Annotated in this window: 24 protein-coding genes and 1 tRNA gene; 18 read left to right on the top strand and 7 right to left on the bottom strand. The window is 62.4% G+C overall.

The window, feature by feature from the left end; translation table 11 throughout:
• Window positions 1-35: 35 nt before the first annotated feature.
• Window positions 36-2357, bottom strand: a complete 2322-nt coding sequence (locus NG898_RS03720; protein ID WP_252691134.1) for an NADP-dependent malic enzyme — start codon at window positions 2355-2357, stop codon at window positions 36-38.
• Window positions 2358-2650: 293 nt separating this feature from the next.
• Window positions 2651-3319, bottom strand: a complete 669-nt coding sequence (locus NG898_RS03715; RefSeq protein WP_252691133.1) for a DUF4136 domain-containing protein — start codon at window positions 3317-3319, stop codon at window positions 2651-2653.
• A 156-nt stretch (window positions 3320-3475) separates the two neighbouring features.
• Between NG898_RS03715 and pepN the strand changes: the two genes are divergently transcribed.
• From pepN to NG898_RS03695, 4 genes are all read left to right on the top strand, one after another.
• On the top strand, window positions 3476-6178 hold the full coding sequence (gene pepN, locus NG898_RS03710) for an aminopeptidase N (RefSeq protein WP_252691132.1): 2703 nt from the start codon (window positions 3476-3478) through the stop codon (window positions 6176-6178).
• Window positions 6179-6224: 46 nt separating this feature from the next.
• Window positions 6225-7241 (top strand): class 1 fructose-bisphosphatase, encoded by a 1017-nt coding sequence (locus NG898_RS03705; RefSeq protein ID WP_252691131.1) that lies wholly within the window; start codon window positions 6225-6227, stop codon window positions 7239-7241.
• 76 nt (window positions 7242-7317) lie between these two features.
• A tRNA-Thr gene (locus tag NG898_RS03700) sits at window positions 7318-7393 on the top strand.
• Between the two features lie 540 nt (window positions 7394-7933).
• Window positions 7934-9238: a hypothetical protein gene (locus NG898_RS03695; RefSeq protein ID WP_252691130.1), complete on the top strand. Its 1305-nt coding sequence runs from the start codon at window positions 7934-7936 to the stop codon at window positions 9236-9238.
• A 258-nt stretch (window positions 9239-9496) separates the two neighbouring features.
• On the opposite strand, the gene NG898_RS03690 is transcribed toward NG898_RS03695, so the two are convergent.
• Window positions 9497-10456, bottom strand: coding sequence for a hypothetical protein (locus NG898_RS03690; RefSeq protein ID WP_252691129.1), 960 nt, complete (start codon window positions 10454-10456; stop codon window positions 9497-9499).
• Between the two features lie 387 nt (window positions 10457-10843).
• Here NG898_RS03690 and NG898_RS03685 point away from each other — a divergent pair, with 387 nt between their 5' ends.
• Window positions 10844-11374 carry a hypothetical protein gene (locus NG898_RS03685; protein ID WP_252691128.1) on the top strand — a complete coding sequence of 177 codons (531 nt, stop codon included), beginning with the start codon at window positions 10844-10846 and terminating at the stop codon, window positions 11372-11374.
• Between the two features lie 31 nt (window positions 11375-11405).
• Entirely contained in the window at window positions 11406-12344 is a 939-nt protein-coding gene (locus NG898_RS03680) for an SOS response-associated peptidase family protein (protein ID WP_252691127.1), read from the top strand.
• 506 nt (window positions 12345-12850) lie between these two features.
• On the opposite strand, the gene NG898_RS03675 is transcribed toward NG898_RS03680, so the two are convergent.
• A complete protein-coding gene (locus NG898_RS03675) occupies window positions 12851-13159 on the bottom strand; it encodes a hypothetical protein (RefSeq protein WP_252691126.1) in 309 nt (102 codons plus the stop codon).
• 495 nt (window positions 13160-13654) lie between these two features.
• Between NG898_RS03675 and NG898_RS03670 the strand changes: the two genes are divergently transcribed.
• Window positions 13655-14152 carry a plasmid fertility inhibition factor family protein gene (locus tag NG898_RS03670; protein ID WP_252691125.1) on the top strand — a complete coding sequence of 166 codons (498 nt, stop codon included), beginning with the start codon at window positions 13655-13657 and terminating at the stop codon, window positions 14150-14152.
• Window positions 14153-14416: 264 nt separating this feature from the next.
• Here the strand turns inward: NG898_RS03670 and NG898_RS03665 are convergent, their stop codons facing one another.
• Both NG898_RS03665 and NG898_RS03660 read right to left on the bottom strand, forming a co-directional pair.
• Window positions 14417-15481, bottom strand: a complete 1065-nt coding sequence (locus NG898_RS03665; protein WP_252691124.1) for a phage portal protein — start codon at window positions 15479-15481, stop codon at window positions 14417-14419.
• A complete protein-coding gene (locus NG898_RS03660; protein ID WP_252691123.1) occupies window positions 15478-17265 on the bottom strand; it encodes a terminase ATPase subunit family protein in 1788 nt (595 codons plus the stop codon). Before NG898_RS03660 ends, NG898_RS03665 begins: the two co-directional genes overlap by 4 nt.
• Window positions 17266-17406: 141 nt before the next feature.
• Here NG898_RS03660 and NG898_RS03655 point away from each other — a divergent pair, with 141 nt between their 5' ends.
• The 11 genes from NG898_RS03655 (at window position 17407) to NG898_RS03605 (ending at window position 23697) form a co-directional block, all read left to right on the top strand.
• On the top strand, window positions 17407-18237 hold the full coding sequence (locus NG898_RS03655; protein ID WP_252691122.1) for a GPO family capsid scaffolding protein: 831 nt from the start codon (window positions 17407-17409) through the stop codon (window positions 18235-18237).
• 44 nt (window positions 18238-18281) lie between these two features.
• A complete protein-coding gene (locus tag NG898_RS03650; protein WP_252691121.1) occupies window positions 18282-19319 on the top strand; it encodes a phage major capsid protein, P2 family in 1038 nt (345 codons plus the stop codon).
• Window positions 19316-20026, top strand: a complete 711-nt coding sequence (locus NG898_RS03645) for a phage terminase small subunit (protein WP_252691120.1) — start codon at window positions 19316-19318, stop codon at window positions 20024-20026. The genes NG898_RS03650 and NG898_RS03645 overlap by 4 nt, the downstream gene beginning before the upstream one ends.
• A gap of 96 nt (window positions 20027-20122) precedes the next feature.
• A complete protein-coding gene (locus NG898_RS03640) occupies window positions 20123-20602 on the top strand; it encodes a head completion/stabilization protein (RefSeq protein WP_252691119.1) in 480 nt (159 codons plus the stop codon).
• Window positions 20602-20805 carry a tail protein X gene (locus NG898_RS03635; protein WP_252691118.1) on the top strand — a complete coding sequence of 68 codons (204 nt, stop codon included), beginning with the start codon at window positions 20602-20604 and terminating at the stop codon, window positions 20803-20805. The genes NG898_RS03640 and NG898_RS03635 overlap by 1 nt, the downstream gene beginning before the upstream one ends.
• Before the next feature lie 14 nt (window positions 20806-20819).
• On the top strand, window positions 20820-21215 hold the full coding sequence (locus NG898_RS03630) for a phage holin family protein (RefSeq protein ID WP_232040515.1): 396 nt from the start codon (window positions 20820-20822) through the stop codon (window positions 21213-21215).
• Window positions 21212-21523 (top strand): phage holin family protein, encoded by a 312-nt coding sequence (locus NG898_RS03625; protein ID WP_252691117.1) that lies wholly within the window; start codon window positions 21212-21214, stop codon window positions 21521-21523. The genes NG898_RS03630 and NG898_RS03625 overlap by 4 nt, the downstream gene beginning before the upstream one ends.
• Window positions 21520-22326, top strand: a complete 807-nt coding sequence (locus NG898_RS03620; RefSeq protein ID WP_252691116.1) for an N-acetylmuramidase domain-containing protein — start codon at window positions 21520-21522, stop codon at window positions 22324-22326. Before NG898_RS03625 ends, NG898_RS03620 begins: the two co-directional genes overlap by 4 nt.
• Entirely contained in the window at window positions 22323-22823 is a 501-nt protein-coding gene (locus NG898_RS03615; protein ID WP_252691115.1) for a hypothetical protein, read from the top strand. Before NG898_RS03620 ends, NG898_RS03615 begins: the two co-directional genes overlap by 4 nt.
• Window positions 22820-23254: a phage tail protein gene (locus NG898_RS03610; RefSeq protein WP_252691114.1), complete on the top strand. Its 435-nt coding sequence runs from the start codon at window positions 22820-22822 to the stop codon at window positions 23252-23254. Before NG898_RS03615 ends, NG898_RS03610 begins: the two co-directional genes overlap by 4 nt.
• Entirely contained in the window at window positions 23251-23697 is a 447-nt protein-coding gene (locus NG898_RS03605; RefSeq protein WP_252691113.1) for a phage virion morphogenesis protein, read from the top strand. The genes NG898_RS03610 and NG898_RS03605 overlap by 4 nt, the downstream gene beginning before the upstream one ends.
• Window positions 23698-23717: 20 nt before the next feature.
• Here NG898_RS03605 and NG898_RS03600 read toward each other — a convergent pair whose 3' ends face one another.
• Window positions 23718-24173, bottom strand: coding sequence for a hypothetical protein (locus NG898_RS03600; RefSeq protein WP_252691112.1), 456 nt, complete (start codon window positions 24171-24173; stop codon window positions 23718-23720).
• Window positions 24174-24186: the final 13 nt, after the last annotated feature.

Raw genomic sequence — 24186 nt, 5'->3', positions numbered from 1 at the left:
CCAACCTTCAGCGGCCCAACATTCGGATCAACCGATCAACGCGTAGCCGACACATCCGCCACAGCCAGCGCCGTCATGTTGACGATGCGGCGCGATGTGGCCGACGGGTTCAGGATGTGCACCGGCTTGGCCGCGCCCAGCAGGATCGGGCCCACCGTCACGCCCTGCCCGCCCGTGATCTTGAGCAGGTTGAACGCGATGTTGGCGGCATCAAGCGACGGCATCACCAGCAGGTTTGCGCTGCCCGAGAAGGCGCTTTTCGGCAGGAAGTGGTGGCGGATGTCTTCCGACAACGCCGCGTCACCCTGAATCTCGCCTTCCACTTGCAGATTCGGCGCTTCGGCCTTCAGCAGGTCATACGCAGCGCGCATGCGGCGGGCCGAGGCGTTCTTCGACGAGCCGAACATCGAGTGCGACAGCATCGCCACCTTCGGCTCCTGGCCGAAACGGCGCACTTCTTCCGCCGCCAGCTTGGTGATGTCGGCCAGCTCTTCAGCGCTCGGCATTTCGTTGACGAACGTATCGGTGATGAACAGCGTGTGCTTCTCCAGCATCAGGCCGTTCATGGCGGCGAACACCTTGGCGTTCGGCGCCAGACCGATCACGTCGCGCACGTGTTCCAGGTGGGCGTCGAAGCGGCCAACCGTGCCGCAGAGCAGCGCGTCGGCGTCACCCAGGCGCACCAGCAGTGCACCGATCAGCGTGTTCGAACGGCGCAGCGCCGACTTGGCCATGTCCGGCGTCACGCCGTTGCGGCCCATCAGCTCGTGGTAAGCGGTGTGGTACTGGTGATAGCGGCGATCGTCTTCCGGATCCACCAGCTCGAAATGCACGCCCGGCTTCAGGCGCAGGCCGGCCTTCTGGATACGCATTTCGATCACGTGCGGACGGCCGATCAGGATCGGCTTGGCCAAGCCTTCATCCACCACCGTCTGCACGGCGCGCAGCACGCGCTCTTCTTCACCTTCGGCATACACGACGCGCTTCGGGTTGGCCTTGGCGGCCGAGAACACCGGGCGCATGGTCAGGCCCGTGTGGTACACGAAGTCGCTCAGCTGGGCGCGATAGGCATCCAGATCCTTGATCGGGCGCGTAGCCACGCCGGACTCTTCCGCGGCCTTGGCGACAGCCGGCGCGATCTTCTCGATCAGGCGCGAATCAAACGGCTTCGGGATGATGTAATCCGGGCCGAAGGTCAAGTCCTGGCCGGCATAAGCCTGTGCCACTGCGTCGTTCGTTTCGGCTTCCGTCAGTTCCGCAATGGCCTTCACGCATGCCAGTTTCATCTCTTCCGTGATCTTGGTGGCGCCACAGTCGAGCGCACCACGGAAGATGTACGGGAAGCACAGCACGTTGTTGACCTGGTTCGGGTAATCCGAACGGCCCGTGGCGATGATGCAGTCCGGGCGCGCGGCCTTGGCCACTTCCGGGCGGATTTCCGGCTCGGGGTTGGCCAGCGCCAGGATGATCGGCTTCGGAGCCATGGTCTTGACCATGTCGGCGGTCAGCACGCCGGCGGCCGAGCAACCGAGGAACACGTCTGCATCGCGCACGATGTCGGCCAGCGTACGGGCCGACGTGTCTTGCGCATAGCGTGCCTTGTTCGGCTCCATCTTGGCGTCGCGGCCAACATAGATCACGCCCTTCGAATCGACCACGTAGACGTTTTCACGCTTGACGCCCAGACCCACCATCACGTCCAGGCAAGCGATGGCCGCGGCGCCCGCGCCCGACACGGCCACCTTCACGCTGCCAATGTCCTTGCCGACGACCTTCAGGCCGTTGAGCAGCGCCGCCGACGAGATGATCGCCGTGCCGTGCTGGTCATCGTGGAAAACGGGAATGTTCAGGCGATCACGCAGCTTCTGCTCGATGTAGAAGCACTCCGGCGCCTTGATGTCTTCGAGGTTGATCCCGCCCAGCGTCGGCTCCAGCGAGGCAATGATGTCGACGAGCTTGTCCGGATCGCGCTCGGCCAGTTCGATATCGAACACATCCACGCCGGCAAACTTCTTGAACAGGCAGCCCTTGCCTTCCATCACCGGCTTGCTGGCCAGCGGCCCGATGTCGCCCAGGCCCAGCACCGCGGTGCCGTTGGTGATCACGCCGACAAGGTTGCCGCGCGAGGTGTATTCCGCCGCCAGCGACGGGTCTTGTTCAATCGCGGTACACGGATACGCCACGCCCGGCGAATACGCCAGCGACAGGTCGCGCTGGTTGATCAGCGCCTTGGTCGGGCGCACTTCAATCTTGCCGCGCGTCGGAGCGCGGTGATATTCAAACGCCGCGCGGCGCAGTTCGGCCTCGGCCCCTTGGTCTTGGGAATCCGGCGAGGCGTCGTGAAGCTTGTCGTTCATAGCAATGAATCCTGATGGGGAGTTCCGCAGATGGCGCACATGCGCTCAGGCAGAAACTCCCTGAGACGAAATGGCAAAAAACAGTGGGAACAGAGAGAAACCGGGGGTGAGGCAGCACGCGTTGCGGAGCACCGTCAAGAGGGTAGCGACGGGGCTGAGGCAGCGCCGGCCAGGGGTGGCGGTCGGCGCAAGACGGGATGAAGTGACAACGCTCAAGCGGGGTACGGCTGGCGGCCTACAGATTAGGTCCCGCATTCTAACGTAGACCGCCCGCCAAAACCCACCCGGGCGCACTACTTAGGTGCCGGCCCGGATGCTGGTTTCGCCGCCGGTTTCACCGATGGATCAACCGGCAGTTCCACGAGGATCGGCTGCGCATTCGGCGCCGGGAAATTGGCAAAGGCGCTGCGTACCAGGTACGGCATCACAGCCGTCAGCGATCCGTCCCCGCCCTGCGTTTGCGCCGTCACCTGGTAGACGCGCTTACCGGTAGCTGCCTCGTCAATTTCCACGTGGTAGGCATAGAACGGCACTTGCACGTTGGTATCCACATATTGCGGCCCCCATGGGCCCCAGGGCCCCCAAGGGCTGCGCCATGGCCCCCAGGGCCCCGGACCCCAATATGGGTCTGGATACACGGGCTGGCGCACCTGCACGAGGCGCATGGCGGTCGAGTAGTCCAGGCGAACCAGATAGCGTGCGCTGGCACGCGGCACGCTGGTAAAGCCGTGGGAAGCCAGTTGGTCAGATGTCCACGCCTCGTAGGTCTGGCGTTCCAGATCATTTTGCTGCGGTGCGGTGTGCTCGAAGGCATAGGTGCGCGGCGGGTTGTCGGTCCAGCCGGGTTGCCGGAACGCGGTCACCTGGCTGGTAACCGTGCTCGCGCAGCCGGCCAGCAGGCTGGCCGCCATCAGCGCGCCGGCCATCGGCCAGACGCCCGATGTCTTGATCCATTTCCACATAGAAAATCCCCCCTACTCTCAATCAGACAGATGGTCGCGGGCCCCGGAAGCGGGGCTGCGCGCGCTCTGTTACTCAGAGTGACGCCCCGCGCGGAAGATTCCCGCCAAGGGCCTGAGTACAATGGCCTTTTGCGTACCGCTACGAGGATGTTACCGATGTTGCGCACCGATACCGCCGTCACGATTTACCGCAAGGACTACTCCGCGCCCGCTTTCCGCATTGACGAAGTGGCCCTGGAGATCGATCTCGTGCCCGAGCGCACCCGCGTCATCAACCGCATGCGCATGACGCGCACGGACGCCGGCAAGCCCCTCGTGCTGGCGGGTGAAGGGCTGGAGCTGGCGGGCGCAACCGTCGACGGCAAAGCGCTGTCCGGCCTGCAGGCCTCCGGCGACACACTCACCATCGATGCCGTACCGGCCGATGTCGGCACCAGCTTCACGCTGGAACTCACGACGTACTGCAATCCCGCAGCGAACTCCTCGCTGATGGGTCTGTACGTTTCCAACGGCAACTTCTTCACGCAGTGCGAGGCAGAGGGCTTTCGCAAGATCACCTACTTCCTCGACCGCCCGGACGTGATGACGGTCTACACCGTCACGCTGCGCGCATCGAAAGCGGACTACCCGGTGCTGCTGTCCAACGGCAACCTTATGTCGGAGCGCGACCTGCCGGACGGCCGCCACGAAGCGGTGTGGCACGACCCGTTCAAGAAGCCGTCGTACCTGTTCGCGCTGGTGGCGGGCAAGCTCGAGTGCATTGAAGAACGCATCCAGTCGGCTTCGGGCAAAGAGAAGCTGCTGCAGGTGTGGGTGGAAGCGCAAGACCTGGGCAAGACGCGCCACGCGATGGACTCGCTCATCCACTCGATCCATTGGGACGAACGCCGCTTCGGCCTGGAACTGGATCTCGACCGCTTCATGATCGTCGCCGTGGGCGACTTCAACATGGGCGCGATGGAGAACAAGGGCCTGAACATCTTCAATACGAAGTACGTGCTGGCCAATGCCGAGACGGCAACCGATGTGGACTTCGCCAACATCGAATCGGTGGTCGGCCACGAATACTTCCACAACTGGACGGGCAACCGCGTCACCTGCCGCGACTGGTTCCAGCTGAGCCTGAAAGAAGGGCTGACGGTGTTCCGCGACCAGGAGTTCTCCGCAGACATGGCGGCGCTTGCCGGCAACGAAGCCGCTGCTGCCAGCGCCCGGGCCGTCAAGCGCATCGAAGACGTGCGCCTGCTGCGCCAGGCGCAATTTCCCGAAGATGCGGGGCCGATGGCGCACCCGGTGCGGCCCGACAGCTACGAAGAAATCAACAACTTCTACACCGTCACGGTGTACGAAAAAGGCGCGGAAGTTGTGCGCATGTACCAGACGTTGCTCGGCCGCGACGGCTTCCGCAAAGGCATGGACCTGTACTTCCAGCGTCACGATGGTCATGCCGTCACCTGCGACGACTTCCGCGCTGCCATGGCCGATGCCAACGGCCGCGACCTCACGCAATTTGGCCGCTGGTACAGCCAGGCCGGCACGCCGGTCGTGGCCGTTGACGGTCACCACGATGCGGCCACGCACACCTACACGCTCACGCTGCGCCAGCGCTGTGAGCCGGTCGGCATCGAGACCACCAGCGGCATCCAGAAGCAGCCGTTCCACATTCCGTTTGCAATCGGCCTGATCGACAAACAAGGCCGCGATTTGCCGCTGCGTTTGCGTGGTGAAGCCGCATCGCCCTCGCCCGTGACCACGCGCGTGCTGGACTTCACTGAAACCAAGCAGACCTTCGTCTTCGAAGATGTGGCCGAAGCGCCGTTGCCCTCGCTGCTGCGCAATTTCTCTGCGCCGGTGATCGTCGAATACGGCTATACGATCGAGCAGCTCACGTTCCAGCTCGCGCACGATTCCGACCCGTTCAATCGCTGGGAAGCCGGCCAGCGCCTGGCCACCGACACGCTGCTGCGCATGGTGACGGACATCCAGCACGGCCGCGCGCCGGTGGTTGATCCGGCGCTGGTTGAAGCCTTGCGTGCCGTGGTCGCCGACACCTCGCTTGATCCGGCCTTCCGCGAACAGATGCTGATCTTGCCGGCCGAAGGCTATCTGGCCGAGCGCATGGACGTGGCCGACCCGGCTGCCATCCACGCCGCCCGCCGCACGCTGCGCCGCACGCTGGCAGAAAAGCTCAACGCGGAGCTGCTGCGCGCCTATCAAGACAACCAGACCGAAGGCGCCTACTCGCCTGACGCCGTGTCTGCAGGCAAGCGCGCACTCAAGAACATCGCCCTCGGCTACCTGGTGGAAACCGAAGCCCCCGAGGCGCTGGCCCTGGCCGAACAGCAATATGCCCGCGCCACCAACATGACCGACCGCATGGGCGCTCTCTCGGCGATGGTCACCAGCTATGCCCCGGGCCGCGAAGCCGCACTGGCCGATTTCTACACGCGCTTTGCCGACGATGCCCTCGTCATCGACAAGTGGTTCTCGCTGCAGGCCATGCAGCCGGGCGCCGCCGGTAAACCGACGCTGGCCACCGTGCGTGCGCTGATGGCCCATCCGGCCTTCACGCTGCGCAACCCGAACCGCGCGCGCTCCCTGATCTTCAGCTTCTGCTCGGGCAACCCCGCGCAGTTCCACGCCGCCGATGGTTCCGGTTACGCCTACTGGGCCGAGCAGGTGCTGGCGCTCGACGCCATCAACCCGCAGGTTTCCGCCCGCTTGGCACGCGCGCTGGACCGCTGGCGCAAGTACGTGCCCACGCTGCGCGACGCCATGCAGGACGCGCTCAAGCGCGTGGCGGCACATCCGAGCCTCTCGCGCGACGTGCGCGAGATCGTCGGCAAGGCGCTGGCCTGAATGTCACCGCTTGTATCGTAAAATCGCGCCCGTCTCAGGAGAACCCATGAAGCGCATCAACCTCACCCGCTACCTGATCGAAGAGCAGCGCGAGCACAACACCATCCCGGCCGAGCTGCGTCTGCTGCTCGAAGTCGTGGCGCGCGCCTGCAAGGCGATCTCGCACAGCGTCAACAAGGGGGCCCTTGCCGGCGTGCTCGGCTCGGCTGGCACCGGCAACGTGCAAGGCGAAACCCAGCAGAAGCTGGACGTGATCGCCAACGAAGTCCTGCTCGAAGCGAACGAATACGGCGGCAACCTGGCCGCCATGGCCTCGGAAGAGATGGAATCGTTTTACGAGATTCCGCACCGCTATCCGAAGGGCGAATACCTGCTGCTGTTCGATCCGCTCGACGGCTCGTCCAACATCGACGTGAACGTGTCGATCGGCACAATTTTCTCGGTGCTGCACATGCCCAAGGCCGGCGAGGCCGTGACCGAAACCGATTTCATGCAGCCCGGCGCCAAACAGGTCGCCGCCGGCTATGCCGTGTATGGCCCGCAGACCACGCTGGTGCTGACCGTCGGCAACGGCGTGCACATGTTCACGCTCGACCGCGAAGTCGGCAGCTTCGTGCTGTCCCACCGCGACGTAAAGATTCCGGTCGATACAAAGGAATTCGCCATCAACATGTCGAACATGCGCCACTGGGCCCCGCCCGTGCGCCGCTACATCGACGAATGCCTGGCCGGCACCGAAGGCCCCCGCGGCAAGGATTTCAACATGCGCTGGATCGCCTCGATGGTGGCGGACGTGCATCGCATCCTCACGCGCGGCGGCATCTTCATGTACCCCTGGGATAAGCGCGAGCCGGGCAAGGCCGGCAAGCTGCGCCTGATGTACGAAGCCAACCCGATGGCCTTCCTGGTGGAACAGGCCGGCGGCGCGGCCACCAACGGCGAGCAACGCATTCTGGACATCCAGCCCGAACAGCTGCACCAACGCGTGGCGGTGGTCCTGGGGTCGAAAAACGAGGTGGATCGCGTCACGCAATATCACCTCGACGCCAAGAAAACGGCGTAACGACACCACGTAAGACTGTTGTTCCAGCGGTTCTTGCAGAGCGACAAAAAGTTCTGTTAGAATCGCTGTTTCCGACGCCGCTGTAGCTCAGTCGGTAGAGCAGCGCATTCGTAATGCGAAGGTCACCAGTTCGATTCCGGTCAGCGGCACCAGGACATCACACAAAACCCAAGCCTGTGCTTGGGTTTTGTCTTTTTTGGCGTAAATCTGGCGTACTGCCAGCTCGGCACAGTCAACATCGGTAGCTAGCCCGGTAGTACACGCCCAGCGCGCCCCCCCTCTCCCCTCATCCGCCCCAGGCCGGCATCGGGAAAAGGTAATCCCGGTAATCCCCCACGTCGCTTCGACTGCAAACCGTTGTGGGACAAGGCTTTGCACGTCATCGAGCAAAGGTAATTTCTTGGTAACCTATAGGTAATCTCATTACCTTTGTAGAGAGTCACCTCTCGCCTTGCGCAGGCCTATAATAATCAAGGACTTACGATGGGATTACCTTTTCGATTACCCAACATTACCTTCTAGGGGTAATCCGAAAAGCGGTGCTAAATCAAATAGATACGTTGCTTTTTTGGATGCAGTTACGGAAATTACCTTTTTCCGATGCTGCTCCGAAGCTGCAAAGCCGCGAGCGCGTGGTCGCACACCGCTAACGAACTGATGGGCGCGAACAAAAACAGACGAGGGGGATCTCAGTGCATCAAACTCTGGAAGAGATTGAAAAGCAGTTGGTGGCCGTTATCAACCAGCTGCAGACAGCGATACCAAGCAACGAGCCTTTCGGTAACGCTCACAACAATTGGAGCTTCCCGGGCCTCACGAGGACAGAATTGGTCGAGGAGGCCCAGTCAATCATCGATCTGATCAGAGAACGCGGAGCGGACCAGATACGGGAGGATGCCGACGCACGGCTTCGCGATTACCTGCGGCGATTGGCATTGCTGCAATCTCAAACAATTCCAAACCTCTGGGGCAGTCCAGCTAATGGGGTTTCCGCTTACCTGCTTACGCTAGAGGGATTGCGGAAAGCCTTGGCTCCAGCCTTGTCACGTGACACCACGTCGGAGGCTGCAGCAGCTCTACGCGCGGTGACAACACAACTGCGAGGTATGGAATCCCGGCTCACGAGCTTGGAACCGCGAACGGCCGCACTCGCCACAATGGTGGAACGAATCGAAAAGGCATACAACGCAGCCGATCAACTTCCTACCGATCTCGAATCCCTCGCCGAAGCACGGCAAACAATTGCCAGCCTGTTAGAAGCATCAAAGGAAGAAAGTAAGAACATCGTGGGCCTTCGTGAGGCCGCAACAGAGACTGACGGAAAGCTCACGCAAATAAAGGGAAACGCAGAGTCCGTGTTGACCCGCTGCGAAACAGCTTACTCAGCAGCCACAAGCGTCGGACTCGCGGCAGCTTTCACCGAGCGGTCAGACTCGCTTTCCACGTCAATGTGGTTCTGGGTCGGGGGTCTTGTTGCAGCTCTTGGCGCCGGCAGCTACTTTGGGTCACAGCAGCTTCACTCGCTTTCAGATTTGTTCAAACAACCGGGCGCGCCGACTTCCGTCCTGGTCCTGAACCTCGCGCTTTCTCTGCTTTCTGTAGGTGCGCCGGTGTGGTTCTCCTGGCTCGCGACAAAGCAGATCGGACAACGATTCCGCTTGTCTGAAGACTATGCGTTCAAGGCTTCAATCTCGCGTGCCTATGAAGGCTTCCGCCGGGAGGCCGCGAGGCTCGATACGGACATGGAAGGCCGAGTGCTAGCGTCCGCGTTGAATCGGCTGGACGAGCTTCCACTTCGCCTTGTCGAAACCGAAAGCCATGGCAGCCCTTGGCACGAACTGTTTTCGTCCGATAACGTGAAACAGGCATTCAAAACGGTGCCCGGATTTGCTGATCAAGTAAAAGATCTGGCGACCACAGCCATCAACGCAATCTCGCCGTCAAAAGGCAAAACAGAACCGCCTCCCGCCCCATCGGTGACTGCGGCAAAGGAATAAGGCGGTAGAGCCTGTCTTCTTTAGGATTGATCTGCGCCGACGCGGGTTCGATTCCCGCCGGCTCCACCAATACACCGCAGTACCAAAGATTACGAAAGACAATCTAAGCTGTTGATTTGACGGGCCTTCTGGCCCGTTTTTCATTGGCATTAGACTGTGCTCTGTGGTCTTTGGTGATCTTTGAAAGTCCACGCAAAGTACACGTGTAGTACACAGAAAACGATGCCATAAGCAACCCCGCCGCTCATGCGGTGAGGGTCAACCGTTGCCTGCTTGGGGGCCGGTAGCTGTTGGATGCCGTGACGCCTGTAGGGCGGCTAACCGCTGCTCTGCTTCTGCAATCCGGCTTTGCAAAGCAACGAGAATTTTCGTCGTGATTGCCTCTTGAGCCTTGGCAAAGGCCTCCTGCTCAAAGGGCAACTCCATTTCCTTCCGCAACTCTGCGAGGACCGGAGGAAACATAGGTCTTAGGTCGGAAAGCCGATTGATAAGCGGCTTTAGGCCGTTCAGATACAGCCTATCTCGCTCAATGCCGAATTCGTCTAGCTTGGTGTTCATGGCGGCAATCCGCTGCTCATGTGCCTGGATGGCTTCATGTGCCCGTCGGCCCGCCTCTGAATTGGAGTTCGACTGCACGTGGATTGACTGCAGATGCTTGATTGCTGTCTGACGCAACTCGATTTCAAGGTCGCGCTCCCTCTCGACCCCCTTTGCACGATGTGCAATCTGATCCAGGATAACGCGGTGCCCAACGGTCTCACTCCACACAAAACTCAGCTCTCCGGCCAAGCTTTGTATCCGAGCGATGGTCGGTGGAGACGCCACGAGCATTGCCTTCGTTAGGGCCGCGATGCCGTCAGCAAAAGCCGAGGAGATATCCTCTCGCTGCTTGCCACTTTCCAAGAGCAGACCTATCGCATTTAAGGCACGAGTCGCGCCTTCAAATGCAGGAAGGAACACCTCCCTCCGAAGCGCCATTTCACGCTCAGTTCTTTTCTGAAGCACCGTATTGTCGAGGTCTGCCTTCCGCATTGCTCCGCCATGCAAGGTTGTGAGGATCACCCCCCCGAGAGCGACAAGTGCTCCGTAAACGGTATCCGGCAGGCCGCGATAGCAAATCAGAGCCCCGAGTCCCACCACAAAAATCGCGAGCAGCCACCAGAACCGCTTTCCTTCAAGCCCCCACATAACGCCCCCTTCTGGTAAGAGTGTTTTCATGCACCTGCATACTCTAGGTGCATAAATCTGCATACGTCCACTGCCTTTGTGAGCGGTCGTCCGCGCTTGCTGCGGCCAAATTCTTGGCGCTTATGCACCTGCATAAAAACAACAACATGAAGAGCGCAGGTGAGGCGGGGTCCCAACGGCGCGCGCCGGGTCGTCGCGCCAGCCTCGCCCGCCTCCTCCCCTAGCGCACCGGCACCCCTCCAGCTCGCGCAGAGCGCGCCTAGCGGCACAATCGCCAACAGGATGGCCCGGAGCAACCCGTGCGCGAGGAAGCGCTTCCACAGCCCCTTAGGAGCCTCTCCGTCCACGTCTGCATTGTCTACGTTGACTCGTAGGATCGTGCCTCGGATACTGTATATCCATACAGTCTCTGCAGCCATGGAATCCCCCGCACCTCCGCACATCGTCCACAAATACCGCTACCTAGACGCCAAGACCGGTCGCTGGAAAATGACCCGGCACCACATGAGCGCGGAGGCGGCCGAGGAGTTTTTTGCGCCCGGCGCTTCGACACACTTCAGAGCAGAGAAATGGGAGCCGGTTGAAGCCACGCGCGAGGATCGCGGCGATGGTCTTCCAATGCAGGGAAAGGGCATCGACTGCCATCCGCCCAAGAGCGCCCCGCCCCCTCCGCAACGGCTGAAGGTCGAGGAGGTGCGCGCGATATGGGAGCGGAACAAATGCCCAGACGTCCGGCGCTTGATCTGGGAGATCTGGTATCTCCGCAGCACCGTGGAATACGCCCGCTACGTCGCCGCGTGGGTGGACAACATCGATATCGACCCACCGTTTGACCGGCGCGTCACAGCGCTGCAGATGGCGCTTACCAGCCATCCTTCTTCGGCCGACCTGGAATGGAGCAGCGCCGAGATAGTCCTCCTAAAGCGACTCGCCAAAGCACGCCGCTGATCTATCATGGCCACATCGACGGGAGCCGCCCATGTGCTACTCCGCCCAAATCGAAGCCGACTATCGACGGTTCGTACACGAGTACGGCGCCATCATGTCGCTCGACGATTTCACGCGGATGGTGATGGAGTACTTCGCCAACCCGAAGATGCGCGTCCCGAGGGCGATGACCGCGCACTTCCTCGAATCGCCCGAGACCGACGAAGAAAAGAAGATCGCCGAGGTCATCCGCGCGCGCATGGCTGCAGACGAGATCGCGCTGCTGCAGGAGCTGGCCAAGCAGACCGAACGGCTGGAGAAAGCCCAGCAATCCCTCGCCGCCAAGGCCACCAAGAAGGCCGCTGAAGACGTCCGCATCGCCACCAACAAGATTGCGGCCGCCAAAGGCAAGCTCGAAGAACTGAAGAGCACCGAACTCAAGCCGCGCGACTCGCGCATCTACCCCGGCTGGTACGCGCCCGTGATGGTCATGGAGAACGGCCGGCGCGTCGTCAAACCGATGCGCTACCAGTGCCGCCCCGCCGGCAAGCCGGCCTTCTACGACGAACAGTACCCCGGCACCTACAACGCCCGCCGCGACAACCTGCGCGGCTTCTGGAAAGGCCAATACGGCCACACGCACGGCCTCGTCCTGGTCGACGCGTTCTACGAATACGTTGTCCAGCCAGACGGCACAAACGCCATCGTCGAATTCCGCCCCGACCCACCGCAGACGCTACTCGTCGCCTGCGTGTGGTCACACTGGCGCGCGACCAAGCCCAGCGAAAAGGATCTACTGTCGTTCGCCATCATCACCGACGACCCGCCGCCGGAAATTGCCGAGGCCGGGCACGACCGCTGCCCGGTCCCGATCAAGCCGGAGAACATTGATGCGTGGTTGAACCCGGAGCCGCGCGACCTCGATGCGTCAGACGCGATTCTTGAGGACAAGCTGCGGCCGCATTACGCACATCGGCAGGTAACTTCTTGAATGTCGCCGCAGGGCCTAGCTCTGCTCCGCGATGGCCGCATTGATGTACGCGGCTTAGGCTCAGCGCTTCGTAGGCTGACAACCTTGGCGACAGAGCGCCTCGCATTCCCGACACAGCGCAACGCACGGGGCAGCGTCGCTGACCAAAGCGCATGCCAACGCCAATGCGACGCAACGCTGCATACATTGGCGAAAAACCAAGTCTGCAACCCGTCTCTCGTCAGGCGCCTGCAATGCGGCCGCTAGGTAGCACGCATGGCTACACTCCAGGGCAGCAACGGCAATCTCTTCTGAAATACCCGCCGACCGTGCCAGGCGTTCACACGCGTCGGCACACGCCAAAAAAGGGGTTGGAAGCCCCGCACTGAAGGCGGCCGCTTGGTGGGGCGTATGGTGCTGCGCGGTAGCCATGATTACGCTCGAAATTCTGGGCAATTCTCGAACAGGCCAGCAACTTCCGTACCCTAACCTCGTCCCAGAGCTACGCGACAGGTTCGATTTGACCCCTACAACTTCGGGTGTGCCTGTTGACGCAGAATTGCCATGCGCGTCGCCGCAGCCTCCTCCAGAAATGCATCACTGTATGCGGGCAGCGACGCAAAGTCGGCCGCAATCGGCAGTGATTCTTCCAAACTCCACTCGAAAGCCTTTAGCGCGGCCATCGCTGCACTCGGCGGAAGGTGTGGAAGCACAGCTTCACGAAACTGCTTTAGCACCACCATACGGGCCGCTATAGCGCCCATGGCATCCAAGTTTTTCCGCAGAGCAGCTTTGAGTTCGAGCAGATCATCGCTGAACTCCGTTTGCTTTGGCATGGGGCTTCCTTTATATCGCGCCGACGTGGTCTTCAACCGATCGGCACTCTGGACTGAATCTGAACGCTCTTAAACAAAGCCTTTTCACAAACTACGAATTCTCGTAGCAAGTGATCGAATAACGACAAAAAAATAAGGCGACCAAGGGCCGCCTTTGCAATATCAAGAGAGAGTGAGGGCGGGCGGCCCTCCGAAGCAAACTTACCACGAACACGAGCACATGTATTTTATTTAATACATGTGTTGCAAGGGGACGACTTGTGGTGATGCCGTCACTACGCTCGTAGCCAAGAACGGCCATGGGCAATGGTTTACCCGTGACCCACCCCAATTGGGTTAAGACTTCGAAAATTCATCCGTTTAGGCGAAAGCTGCCTAGCCTCATTTCCGCATCGGTAATAGTCGTTAAGTCGGCTTCCCGTCCCTTTTTAGACGGATAGCACATATTTCGCTCATATGCGGCGCGATACAAAGGGCGTGGAGGCATTCGAATCTATGACCAACCAGTTGCACGGGAACCTTGTTGATATGACCTTCGGACAATCCTCTTGCACAGCCGCCGCATACTGGGATGTTCGAGTGCCGGCCTTGTCGCCCTATGGGTCCACTCGCCTTACACGGGCCGCTTGCCCGAACCCGGAGCAGTATTGTGTACTGGTAGTGAAGGCTGACGATCTCATCGCATGCGCCGAGCGAGCTCTCTACACAACTGAGCTGAAAGATGTGCCACAGTGGTACGTAGGAAAGATGTATGGCATGGAAGACTTTCTGAGGCTTGGCCATGCGCGTGTGCCGGAAATGCCCCGGGTCACCGTCAGCATGCGGCGCAGACATACGCTGCTCGGCTTGATGGGAGTCAACAAAGAACCCGTCGTCAGGTTCATCAACGGGGAACACCGCGCACGCTACATGGCATTCGCTGGCGCCACTGAATTTCCAGTTGAGGTCAGGCTAGCAGAAGCGGAACTGCTTCAACGGCACTGCGGCGCTTAATTTAAACTCGGTCCCAGTTCGCTTTTAACGCAAATCCAGTTCATGCGCATAACGATGAGATAAAAAGTGAATTCCCCCTCCTAATGGGCGGTTCAGCTTTCTTCTTCTCTGTCGAAAATGACGATACGCGCGCAGCACATTGGTCCCTCCTCTTGCGTCTGCCGCGTTTTCCGACACCTCCTACGACGGTAGGGTCGTCAGCGCCCGTGTGTGCAGGGGCGCTTTTTTTTTTGCATATCGCGCAGCGCTGCGGTCAGCGTGCCGTCACTTCGTCGGAGCGTCAGAATTCCGTTCTTCTGTATCAAGGGCATACGGCTCAAACCTCACCACCTCCTCCCCCACCCACTCATTAATCGCCAACAGCCGATCCTGCAGCGGCTTAACTTCATTCCGCGCGAACACCAGCGCCGCCTTCTCCACATCCCCAAAGCCCCCGGTGTTAGACGGAATGATCCCCATGAGCTGGGGCGGCACGCGATGCGCCGCGAGCTGGTCATCGCGCGTCACGTTCTTGATGTTCCAGAACTCATCCTTCGCTGCCACCTCCGACACCGGCAGAATCTGAATCCCCTCCTTCTTGCCGCCGGGTGCATACATGAACAGGTTGCGGAAGTTGCCCGGCCCCTTGGCGTTCTTCATCGCCTCGCGCAGCCGGTCAACGTCCTCCTGGCTCTGCGCCGCGTCGGTCATGTACAGAATGAATCCCGCATGCGATCCGTTTTTGTAATACCGCCGGCGGAACAGCGTGGCTGACTCGTTCAACCAGGTCGCATTGAGCGCCGACAGGTATTCCGGCAGCCCATACACCTCCTGGTTGATGTCAGGCTCCTGCAGATGGAACACCGTACCCCGCGCAAACTCATGCGGTTCCCCTGCGCCTTGCACAAAGTAGTAGGTCGACAGATCCACACCCCGCCGCATGTACTTGGCCATCGCAGGCGCCAAGCCCATGCTGGAGCCCGCCCAGCTCAACCGGTTCTCCAGATACGCATTGCCAAACACCTGCCAATCCAGCACAAAGCGCTCGAACGCCGCACGCGAGAACAGCGGGTGCGGAATGAACGTGCTCACCAGGATGTTGCGCTTCACATAGATCGCCGAGCTGTGATGCGCAGCGGCCCGAAACGACTTCGCCAGGCCATCCAATGGCAACGGCGGCTCGAACCACTTCGCCATCCGCATGCACTCCACGTAATCGAGCAGCTCGCGCCGGTCGAGCACTTCCATCGGGTCGCCAAACGAAAACGCCTCCGCAACGGGCGCCTGGCTGCTGTGTTGTTTGACGGGCGTGGCTGCGCCAGCGGCGCGGCGGTTCTTCCTGCGGCTCATGAAAACTCCAGAATGCTTGAATTGGTCGAGGTCGCGCCTTCGAGCGGTTCGTGCGAAAGCGCATGCATACAGGCCCACGCCAGATCGGCATGGCTGGTGTCCTCCGAGCGGCCCGCCTGGTAGGTGACGCGCGCGCCGGAGGCGGTAACGGTTTTCTTGATGGACATGAACGACGCGGCGAAGTCTGTCCAGCCTGCGTCGAATTCCAGCCGGCCCTTGCTGATGACGTCGAACGCCTTCAGCACCAGGGCGGTCTTCACTTCCACCGAATACGAGAAGCCGCGCGCATCCGGGCGTGACTTCGTTACGAGCTGGTAGACGGCATCGCCCACGCCCGTGCGGTCGATGCCGATGAAGGTGACGTTGTAGCGGCCGCATACACGCAGGACGCCGCGCGCCTGCTCCTCAAAATCGATCCCCTTGAACTGGTGTTTCTCCAGCACGCGGAACTTGCCATCCGGCACCGCCGGCGGCGCCAGCACCACAATCGCCGCGCTGTCACCAGTCGGCCCGCCCCCGTTCGGGTCATACCCCAGCCACACCTCGCGCGCCCCAAACGGACGCGGCGCAAACGGCCGAAAGTCCGGCCACAGCTCCCAACTGTCGACCATCCCCCGCATCAGCATCGACAGCGGGAACACCGACGCCGTGTCATCCACAAACTGACACATCAGCAAGTTCGCGTAGTCCGGCTCGCTGTACTCCAGGCGCAGTTGGTCCAGGTCGAACAGGTTGCAGCCACCACGCAGCGCGTCTTCCACCGTCACGATCTGGCGCCACTGCCCATCCGCGCAGCGCACGCCATCGCGCAGCGCCGCATGGCTCACGTCAATCTTGACCTGCTTGTCCTTCGCCTTCCCCCGGTTGAACAGCGCGCCCGACCAGAACGGATACGCGTCATGCGCCAGGCTGGAAGGCGTCGAGAAATACGTCTGCCGCCAGTGCTTGTGGATCGCCATGCCTGACGCGACCTTGCGCAGCTCCTGGAAGCGCGGCACCCAGAAGTACTCGTCGAAATACAGGTTGCCGTGATAGCTCTGCGCCGTGCGCGCGTTCGTGCCCAGGAAGTAGAGCGTGCCGCCGTTCGGCAGCACGATGGGATCGCCCTTCAGCTCAACGCCCGCCGCGTCCTTGGCAAACTGCACCATGTACTGCTTGAACACGTGCGCCTGCGCCTTGCTGGCCGACAGGAAGATCTGATTGCGCCCCGTCGTCAGCGCATCGATCAGCGCCTCACGCGCGAAATACCAGGTCGCCCCAATCTGGCGAGACTTCAGGATGTTGCGAATCCGTTCCGCCTCACCCGCGCGCAGCCACACCTCCTGATACCCAAACAGTGAATCGCGGAAGGCCTCCTGCAACTGCGCCTGCTCTTCCGGGCTCATCGCGTTGCGCTCCGCCTTCTTGCGCGGCCCCGCATTGCGATTCGCCACCTTCGGATTGAGGTCGGTCTCGTTGCCGCCATCGCGGTACCGCTCGCGGCGCGCGACGTTGTTGAGCTGGCGGTTCAGCAGGTCGATCTCTTTGAAGTCGCGCCCTTCCTTCTGCTCCTTCGTCACCAGGCGCATCAAGCGCTCTTCAATCGTCAGCGCCACGCGTTCATCCGGCGTCGTGTCCGCCCATGCATCGCGGCGCTTCCAACTGTGCACCGTGACCGGTTTCACCTTGAGCATTTCCGCGATGCGCGCAACGCGGTAGCCCTGCCAATAGAGCGAACGCGCCACGCGGCGCGGGTCCATTTCCGGGTCGATCGAGAGAGATGCGATAGGCGGCAACGTAGTCATGCCGCAACGCTACCGGCCGCGCGCGCGCGTGCCACGCGCTGCCTGTTGTGGCGCGGGTTCGCACAACACCAACGCGTTGCCCGCGCGATGCGGGGCGCTGAAGATGACAGCACCAACGAACCCCAGACCAACGAGGACAACATGGGCACCAAGGCCACCAAGTTCTTCCGCATCGCCACCGAAGGCGCCACCAGCGACGGCCGCGTCATTGATCGCAACATGCTCGTGCAGATGGCGAAGAACTACGACCCGAAGACGTACTCCGCACGCATCAACATGGAGCACATCCGCGGCTACTCCCCGGCCGGCCCCTTCAAGGCGTACGGCGATGTCGTTGCGCTGAAGGCGGAAGAGCAGGACGGCAAGATGGGCCTGTATGCGCAGCTCGATCCCACCGACGAACTCATCGCGCTCACCAAGGCACGCCAGAAGATTTTTTCGTCGATGGAAGTGCAGCCAAGCTTCGCCGACACCAAAGAGGCCTACCTCGTCGGCCTGGCCGTCACCGACAACCCTGCAAGCCTGGGCTGCGAAGTCCTGCAGTTCAGCGCCACCGCCAAGGTCAACCCGCTCGCCGCGCGCAAGCAAGACCCCGACAACGTCTTCACCGAAGCCGTGGAGGTCGACCTTGACTTCACCCCCGAGCAGCCCAGCGCCACCGCAGGTTTCGCCGACAGCATCAAGCGCCTGTTCTCGCGCCAGGCCAAAGCCGAGACGGGCAACGACGCCCGCTTCTCCGATGTGCAGGACGCCGTGCAGATCATCGCCACGCAGGTGCAGTCGCTGGGCGACCAGTTCACCGCAGGCCTCAACACGATCAACAACCAGTTGGCCGAGTTCAAGGCCCAAGCCGACGAACGCGACAAGGCCTTCAACACCCTTAAGCAGGGCTTGGAAAACACGCCCGCCTTCAGCGCCCGGCCGCCCGCCACCGGCGGCGACAGCACCGCCGACATCAAGACCGACTGCTGACCCGGCCTGCCCCGCTCAACCCCGACAAACACCCGGAGCACCACATGCGTAACGATACCCGCCGCCTCTACGACGCCTACACGGCCGAAGTCGCCAAACTGAATGGCGTCAGCCGCGTCGACACCAAGTTCTCGGTCAATCCGACCGTGCAGCAGCGCCTGGAAACAAAGATTCAGGAATCGAGCCAGTTCCTATCCAAGGTGAACATCCATGGCGTCTCGGAACAGGAAGGCGAAAAGATCGGCCTGGGTGTGTCCGGCCCCATCGCCAGCACGACCGATACCACCAAGCAAGACCGCGAAACGGCGGACCTGTCGACGCTGGACGCCATCGGCTACCGCTGCGAGCAGACCAACTCCGATACCCACATCACGTACCGAAAGCTCGACGCCTGGGCCAAGTTCAAGGACTTCCAGACCCGCATCCGCGACGCCATCATCAAGCGCCAGGCGCTGGACCGCATGGTGATTGGTTTCCACGGCATCAAGCGCGTGCCCACATCCGACCGTGCGGCCAACCCGCTGCTGCAGGACGTCAACAAAGGCTGGCTGCAGCACATCCGTGAAGGCGCCCCGCAGCGCGTGATGACGCACGACGGCAAGAACGCAGACAAGATCGTCATCGGCGGTGAAGGCTCTGCATACGAGAACCTGGATGCGCTGGTCTTCGACATGGCCGGCAACCTCATGGAGCCCTGGTACGCAGAAGACCCGGAGCTGGTCGTCGTGTGCGGCCGGGAGCTGCTGGCGGACAAGTACTTCCCCATCATCAACCAGCCCAACCGCCCAACAGAGACGCTCGCGCTGGACATGATCGTTAGCCAGAAACGCATCGGCAACCTGCCGGCCGTGCGTGTGCCCTACTTCCCGGCCAACGGCCTGCTGCTGACGCGGCTCGACAACCTGTCCATCTACTACCAGGAAGGCACCCGCCGCCGCACCATCGTCGACAACGCCAAGCGCGACCGCATCGAGAACTACGAATCGAGCAACGACGCGTATGTCGTGGAAGAACTGGGCTGCGTCGCAATGGCCGAGAACGTCCATATCACTGGCGCGTCGCCAAAGGCGGGCGAGAAATGACCAGCCCCGCCCGCAACCACTTCCTGCGGGCCTCCGCCGCCTTGGCGGCGCAGGCCGAGCAGGAAGCCAACCCGCTGCGCCACGCCAACGGCTACGAACTCATGCTCGCGCAGCTCGCCGAGCACAAGCGCCAGCTCAAACAGGTGCAGTCCGTCGAGCGCAAGGCGGACACCAAACGCCGCATGCTCCCCGAGTACGCGGCGTGGGTGGAAGGCGTCCTGCAGGCCGACAGCGGCACGCAAGACGACATCTTCATGACCGTGCTCGTCTGGCGCATCGACGTGGGCGACTTCGCCGGCGCCCTGCCCCTGGCCGACTACGCCATCCGCCACAAGCTGGCGATGCCCGACCAGTACCAGCGCACCACCGCCTGCCTCATCGCGGAAGAGTTCGCCAACATGGTCTTGAAAGACCCGGCCGCCATCCAGTCGGCCGACGTTGAAGCGCTCGTCGAGGTAGAAGCGCTCGTGCGCGACCAGGACATGCCCGATGAAGTCCGCGCCAAGCTGCACAAGGCGTTGGGCTACGTCATTGCAGCGGTGGCCACCGGTCACGACCAGGCCACCGCCAACGCCTGCCGCGAAGAAGCCCTCGCGCACCTGCGCCGCGCGCTGGAGCTGCACGACAAATCCGGCGTGAAAAAAGACATCGAGCGCATCGAGCGCGACATCAAGAACGCAGCCAAGCCCGGCGACGGGAAGAGCTGACACCGAGCGTGACCCCGCGCATCAGGCGGCACGGGGCAGCCTTCCGGCGTGCCGCGAAGCCTCGCCCCGTCCACCGCCTCCCAGCCTACTGAAACCATGTCTTCCTTCATCGCAGCCGCATCCGTGCCCGCGCAGGCACAACCCAGCGGGGAGCCGATCGGCAACGACGGCTTCTTCCCCGATATCGACGTCGACCAGGCCTACGCCGCCATGCGCCTGGACGGCACGGTCACACAGCAGCGCATGCGCGCCGCGTTGGTCGAGGCGGTCATTTCCGTCAATGACGAGCTGGAGGCCTGGAAGGTCGCGCAGGTCTCGTTTGGTCGCAACACGCTGGCCGACGTGCCGGCGTCCAAGATCGACGGCCGCAGCGCTCACCTTCACCGGTACGAGCGCGCGGTGCACTGCCTGGCCGCCGCCTGGCTCATCGAGCGCTACCGCACCATCGACGCCACCGCCGCCGGCGACCGCAAGGCCGAAGCCGAAAACCTCGGCGTTGAAGACCTGCGCCGCGACGCCCGCTGGGCCATCAACGACATTCAGGGCGCCGCCCGCACCACCGTCGAACTCATCTGATGCGCGTACGGGCCATCCAGGGCGACACCGTCGACGCCATCTGCCACCGCGTCTACGGCCGCACCGCAGGCGTCACAGAGGCCGTCCTGGCCGCCAACCCGGGCATTGCCGACCTTGGCCCCGTCCTGCCGCACGGCACCGAACTCGTCATGCCCGATATCTCCCCGCAGCCGCCCATGCAAATGGTCCAGCTCTGGGACTGACCACAAGGAACCCAATGGCTGAACCCATCTCCACCGGCTCCACCGCCACCCTCGCTGTCACAGGCGTGGGCGCACTGTCATTACTGCCAGGCGTCGACCCGGGCACCGTGTTGGGCGCCTTCGCCGGCGCCGCCGTCTTCGTGCTCAACAGCGGCGAGCTTGGCACCGTCAAAAAACTCGGCTTCCTCGCCGCCTCCATCGTCGCCGGCCTGCTGTCCGCCCCGCTCGCCGCCGCGCTCATCGCCAAGGCCTTGCCCACCAACACCGAAGTCAGCCACGCCGTAGGCGCGCTGGTCGCCTCCACCGTCGTGGTCAAGCTGCTCCTGGCCCTCATCCGCCTGGCAGACAACAGCGACCGCCTGTTCGCATCACTCAAGGGCGGCGCAGACAAGGGAGGCAAGCAACCATGAAAACGCTCTTCATCGTGCAGGCCGCGTTGTGTGCGCTGATCGCGCTGCGCCTGCTGCTGTTCAAGCGCGATGGCGCCGCGCACCGGCCCTGGGCATCCCGCCTGGCGTACGGCTTGGTCGTGCTCGCCGGCGCCGTCACCATCAGCGTGCTCTTCGGTCGGTATGACTGGGCGCTCGCCGCACAGAACGGCATCACCGCCGTGCTGTGCGTCGCCGTCTACGCCGTGCGCGGCAACGTGGTCGAGCTGTTCCGCATGGGCGGCGCGCGCCAGGGCTGGTTAGTGCGCATCCTGCGGAGGTGCGCATGACGATCCTGCGAGAAGGCATGGTCGGCGCAGCCGTGCTGGAGCTGCAGCGGCTGCTCTCCGCCAACGGCTTCACTGCCCCGGACACCGCCGTCTACTGCGCAGACACCGCCGCCGCCGTGCGCGTTGCACAGATCCGGTTCGGCCTGGTCGTCGACGGCATTGCCGGCCCCAAGACCATGACCGCGCTGCAGTCTGGCGCGCGCAACATCCGCCACCTCACCGCCGCAGACCTGCAGGCCGCCGCTGAAACGCTCGACGTGCCCCTGGCCGCCATCCGCGCCGTCAACGAGGTCGAAAGCCTTGGCAACGGCTTCCTGCCAGACGGCCGCCCCGTCATCCTGTTCGAGCGGCACATCATGCATCGCCAGCTCACACGCGCCGGCAAAGACGCAGACGCCCTCGCGCGGCAGTTCCCCAACCTGGTCAACCCCAAGCGCGGCGGCTACGTGGGCAACGCTGGCGAACACATGCGCCTTGCGCGCGCCATCCAGATCGACGAAGACTGTGCCCTCGCCTCAGCCAGTTGGGGCGCCTTCCAGATCATGGGGTTTCACTGGAACCTGCTCGACTACCCCAGCGTGCAGCACTTCGTCGCTTCCATGCGCACCAGCGAAGCCGCGCAGCTCGATGCCTTCGTGCGCTTCGTCAAAGCCGACCCCACCCTGCTCAAGGCGCTGCGCGCCCGCAAATGGCCGACCTTTGCCAGGCTGTACAACGGCCCCGCCTACGAAGCCAACCTCTACGACGTCAAGCTCGCCCGCGCGTTTGACCGCTACCAGGCCGAAGCGGAGGTCGCGGCATGAAGCCCGCCGCCACCCTCCTCACGCTGCTCGCCGTCGCTGCAGGCCTCGCCTGGTGGGCCACGACCCGCTACACCGCCGCAGTTCGACGCGCCGACCAGGCCGAGACCACCGCAGCCACCCTGCGCACGCAGCTCGACAACGCCAAGGCCGGCACCGTGACGGTCACGCAATACGTCGACCGCGAGCGCGTCATCCGCCTCAAGGGCGACACCATCATCAAGGAAGTCCCCCGCTATGTCCCCGTTCAAGCTGACGCTGCCTGCGTTGTCCCTCGCGGCTTTGTGCGCCTGCACGACGCCGCAGCAGCCGGCACCGTGCCAAATCCAGATACCGGAGATGCTGATGCGGCCCCCGCAGGCATTGCGCTCTCTGCCGTCGCCAGCACCGTCGCAGCCAACTACACCGACTGCCACGTCGACGCCGCGCGACTGACCAGCCTGCAGCAGACGTTGCGCGATCAGGGTGTGACGATCATCGGGGAGCCTGCCGCGCCATGATGAAGCCCAACAGCCTGCGCGAAGCCCTGACGGCCGCCGTGCCCTACTTGGCTGCGCACCCCGATGCACTGCATGTCTTTGTCGACGAGGGAAACGTGGTCGGTACCGGCGCGCGGTCGCTCAGCTTCGAATACCGGTACACGCTCACGTTGATCGTGACCGACTACCCCGACAGCTCCGACACCGTCGTCATACCCGTCCTGGCCTGGCTGCGCACCAATCAGCCCGACACCTTCACCAACCCCGACAAGCGCGAGGACGCCTTCAAGTTCGAGGCCGAGATCCTGAACCACTCCACGGCCGATATCTCGGTCAAGCTGAAGCTGACCGAACGGGTCACGGTGAAGGTGGATGGCAAGGGCTACCAGGTGGAACACCACCCGGAACCGGTCAATGAATACGACGACCCTGCGACGTGGAGTCCTGCGTGAGCAACCTGCACGAGCTGGACGCCTACCTGGTCGGCCTGCTGGGGAAATTGGAAGCGCCGCAGCGCCGCGCGCTGGCCCGCGCCATTGCGGTGGAGCTGCGACGCCGGCAGTCGACCCGCATCGCCGCGCAGCGGAACCCGGATGGCACCGCCTACGAGCCCCGCAAGCCGCAGCTACGGCACAAGCGCGGCGGCATCCGGCGCTCGATGTTCACGCGGTTGCGGATGGCGAAGTACATGCGCATCGAGGCGAGTCCGAACGCGGCTGTCATTACGTTCGCCGGCAAGGTGCGGCGCATTGCGACGGTGCATCACTTTGGGTTGCGGGATCGCGTAAACAAGAACGGCCTGACCGCGCAATACGCGGCACGAGGGCTACTTGGCCTTGATGATGGAGACGTCGGTCGCGTCACTGACTTGGTGCTCAGTCGTCTATACGGCTAGCGTCGAGCGGAGGTTCCGACTCATCTCCAACCAAAATCCGACCGAACTTTCGACGCCAAGTCGTTTGCAAAGTAGTGGGGGATTCCCGCTGACGGATAACTGAAGACCGCCGCTTTCGGCACCTTGGGTACAGTCAATTGAAAGCCGGGGGAATGCAAAAGGGCAATTCCTTTCATCTTCCAACCTGCTTTGATGAATTCATGGATGTATGCATTCGCATCAAGGCGGCCACGATGCGGATTGGCGCGAAGAGGAAAGATCGCGGCCTTTGCTCCCGCATTGTTCACAGTTGCAATGAAGTCTCGCGGTCCAATCGGCCGATCCCCCTCTTGAAGGGAGGAAAGTTGCACATACGTGGGCAGCACTACCCCACCTCGCACCAGATTGCGCATGCCCCGGACACGGCACCCCGTCAGCGATCGAACGGTGGATGACTTAAACGAGTCAGCATCACCAATAACAATGTATGCGTCCATGTCGAGTCCTCAG

Source organism: Ralstonia mojiangensis, assembly GCF_023955645.1.
GTDB classification, from domain to species: domain Bacteria; phylum Pseudomonadota; class Gammaproteobacteria; order Burkholderiales; family Burkholderiaceae; genus Ralstonia; species Ralstonia mojiangensis.
The sequence above is the reverse complement of the archived record's forward strand: the minus strand, read 5'-3'. Positions and strand labels throughout refer to the sequence as shown.

What these genes read in the sequence shown, in the direction of transcription:
- NG898_RS03680 (WP_252691127.1), top strand. Translation starts at nt 11,406, where the DNA reads ATGTGCTACTCCGCCCAAATCGAAGCCGACTATCGACGGTTCGTACAC.
- NG898_RS03600 (WP_252691112.1), bottom strand. Translation starts at nt 24,173, where the DNA reads ATGGACGCATACATTGTTATTGGTGATGCTGACTCGTTTAAGTCATCC.
- NG898_RS03635 (WP_252691118.1), top strand. Translation starts at nt 20,602, where the DNA reads ATGCGCGTACGGGCCATCCAGGGCGACACCGTCGACGCCATCTGCCAC.
- NG898_RS03645 (WP_252691120.1), top strand. Translation starts at nt 19,316, where the DNA reads ATGACCAGCCCCGCCCGCAACCACTTCCTGCGGGCCTCCGCCGCCTTG.
- NG898_RS03655 (WP_252691122.1), top strand. Translation starts at nt 17,407, where the DNA reads ATGGGCACCAAGGCCACCAAGTTCTTCCGCATCGCCACCGAAGGCGCC.
- pepN (WP_252691132.1), top strand. Translation starts at nt 3,476, where the DNA reads ATGTTGCGCACCGATACCGCCGTCACGATTTACCGCAAGGACTACTCC.
- NG898_RS03685 (WP_252691128.1), top strand. Translation starts at nt 10,844, where the DNA reads ATGGAATCCCCCGCACCTCCGCACATCGTCCACAAATACCGCTACCTA.
- NG898_RS03640 (WP_252691119.1), top strand. Translation starts at nt 20,123, where the DNA reads ATGTCTTCCTTCATCGCAGCCGCATCCGTGCCCGCGCAGGCACAACCC.
- NG898_RS03610 (WP_252691114.1), top strand. Translation starts at nt 22,820, where the DNA reads ATGATGAAGCCCAACAGCCTGCGCGAAGCCCTGACGGCCGCCGTGCCC.
- NG898_RS03670 (WP_252691125.1), top strand. Translation starts at nt 13,655, where the DNA reads ATGACCAACCAGTTGCACGGGAACCTTGTTGATATGACCTTCGGACAA.
- NG898_RS03665 (WP_252691124.1), bottom strand. Translation starts at nt 15,481, where the DNA reads ATGAGCCGCAGGAAGAACCGCCGCGCCGCTGGCGCAGCCACGCCCGTC.
- NG898_RS03630 (WP_232040515.1), top strand. Translation starts at nt 20,820, where the DNA reads ATGGCTGAACCCATCTCCACCGGCTCCACCGCCACCCTCGCTGTCACA.
- NG898_RS03650 (WP_252691121.1), top strand. Translation starts at nt 18,282, where the DNA reads ATGCGTAACGATACCCGCCGCCTCTACGACGCCTACACGGCCGAAGTC.
- NG898_RS03720 (WP_252691134.1), bottom strand. Translation starts at nt 2,357, where the DNA reads ATGAACGACAAGCTTCACGACGCCTCGCCGGATTCCCAAGACCAAGGG.
- NG898_RS03620 (WP_252691116.1), top strand. Translation starts at nt 21,520, where the DNA reads ATGACGATCCTGCGAGAAGGCATGGTCGGCGCAGCCGTGCTGGAGCTG.
- NG898_RS03690 (WP_252691129.1), bottom strand. Translation starts at nt 10,456, where the DNA reads ATGAAAACACTCTTACCAGAAGGGGGCGTTATGTGGGGGCTTGAAGGA.
- NG898_RS03675 (WP_252691126.1), bottom strand. Translation starts at nt 13,159, where the DNA reads ATGCCAAAGCAAACGGAGTTCAGCGATGATCTGCTCGAACTCAAAGCT.
- NG898_RS03705 (WP_252691131.1), top strand. Translation starts at nt 6,225, where the DNA reads ATGAAGCGCATCAACCTCACCCGCTACCTGATCGAAGAGCAGCGCGAG.
- NG898_RS03715 (WP_252691133.1), bottom strand. Translation starts at nt 3,319, where the DNA reads ATGTGGAAATGGATCAAGACATCGGGCGTCTGGCCGATGGCCGGCGCG.
- NG898_RS03660 (WP_252691123.1), bottom strand. Translation starts at nt 17,265, where the DNA reads ATGACTACGTTGCCGCCTATCGCATCTCTCTCGATCGACCCGGAAATG.
- NG898_RS03625 (WP_252691117.1), top strand. Translation starts at nt 21,212, where the DNA reads ATGAAAACGCTCTTCATCGTGCAGGCCGCGTTGTGTGCGCTGATCGCG.
- NG898_RS03615 (WP_252691115.1), top strand. Translation starts at nt 22,323, where the DNA reads ATGAAGCCCGCCGCCACCCTCCTCACGCTGCTCGCCGTCGCTGCAGGC.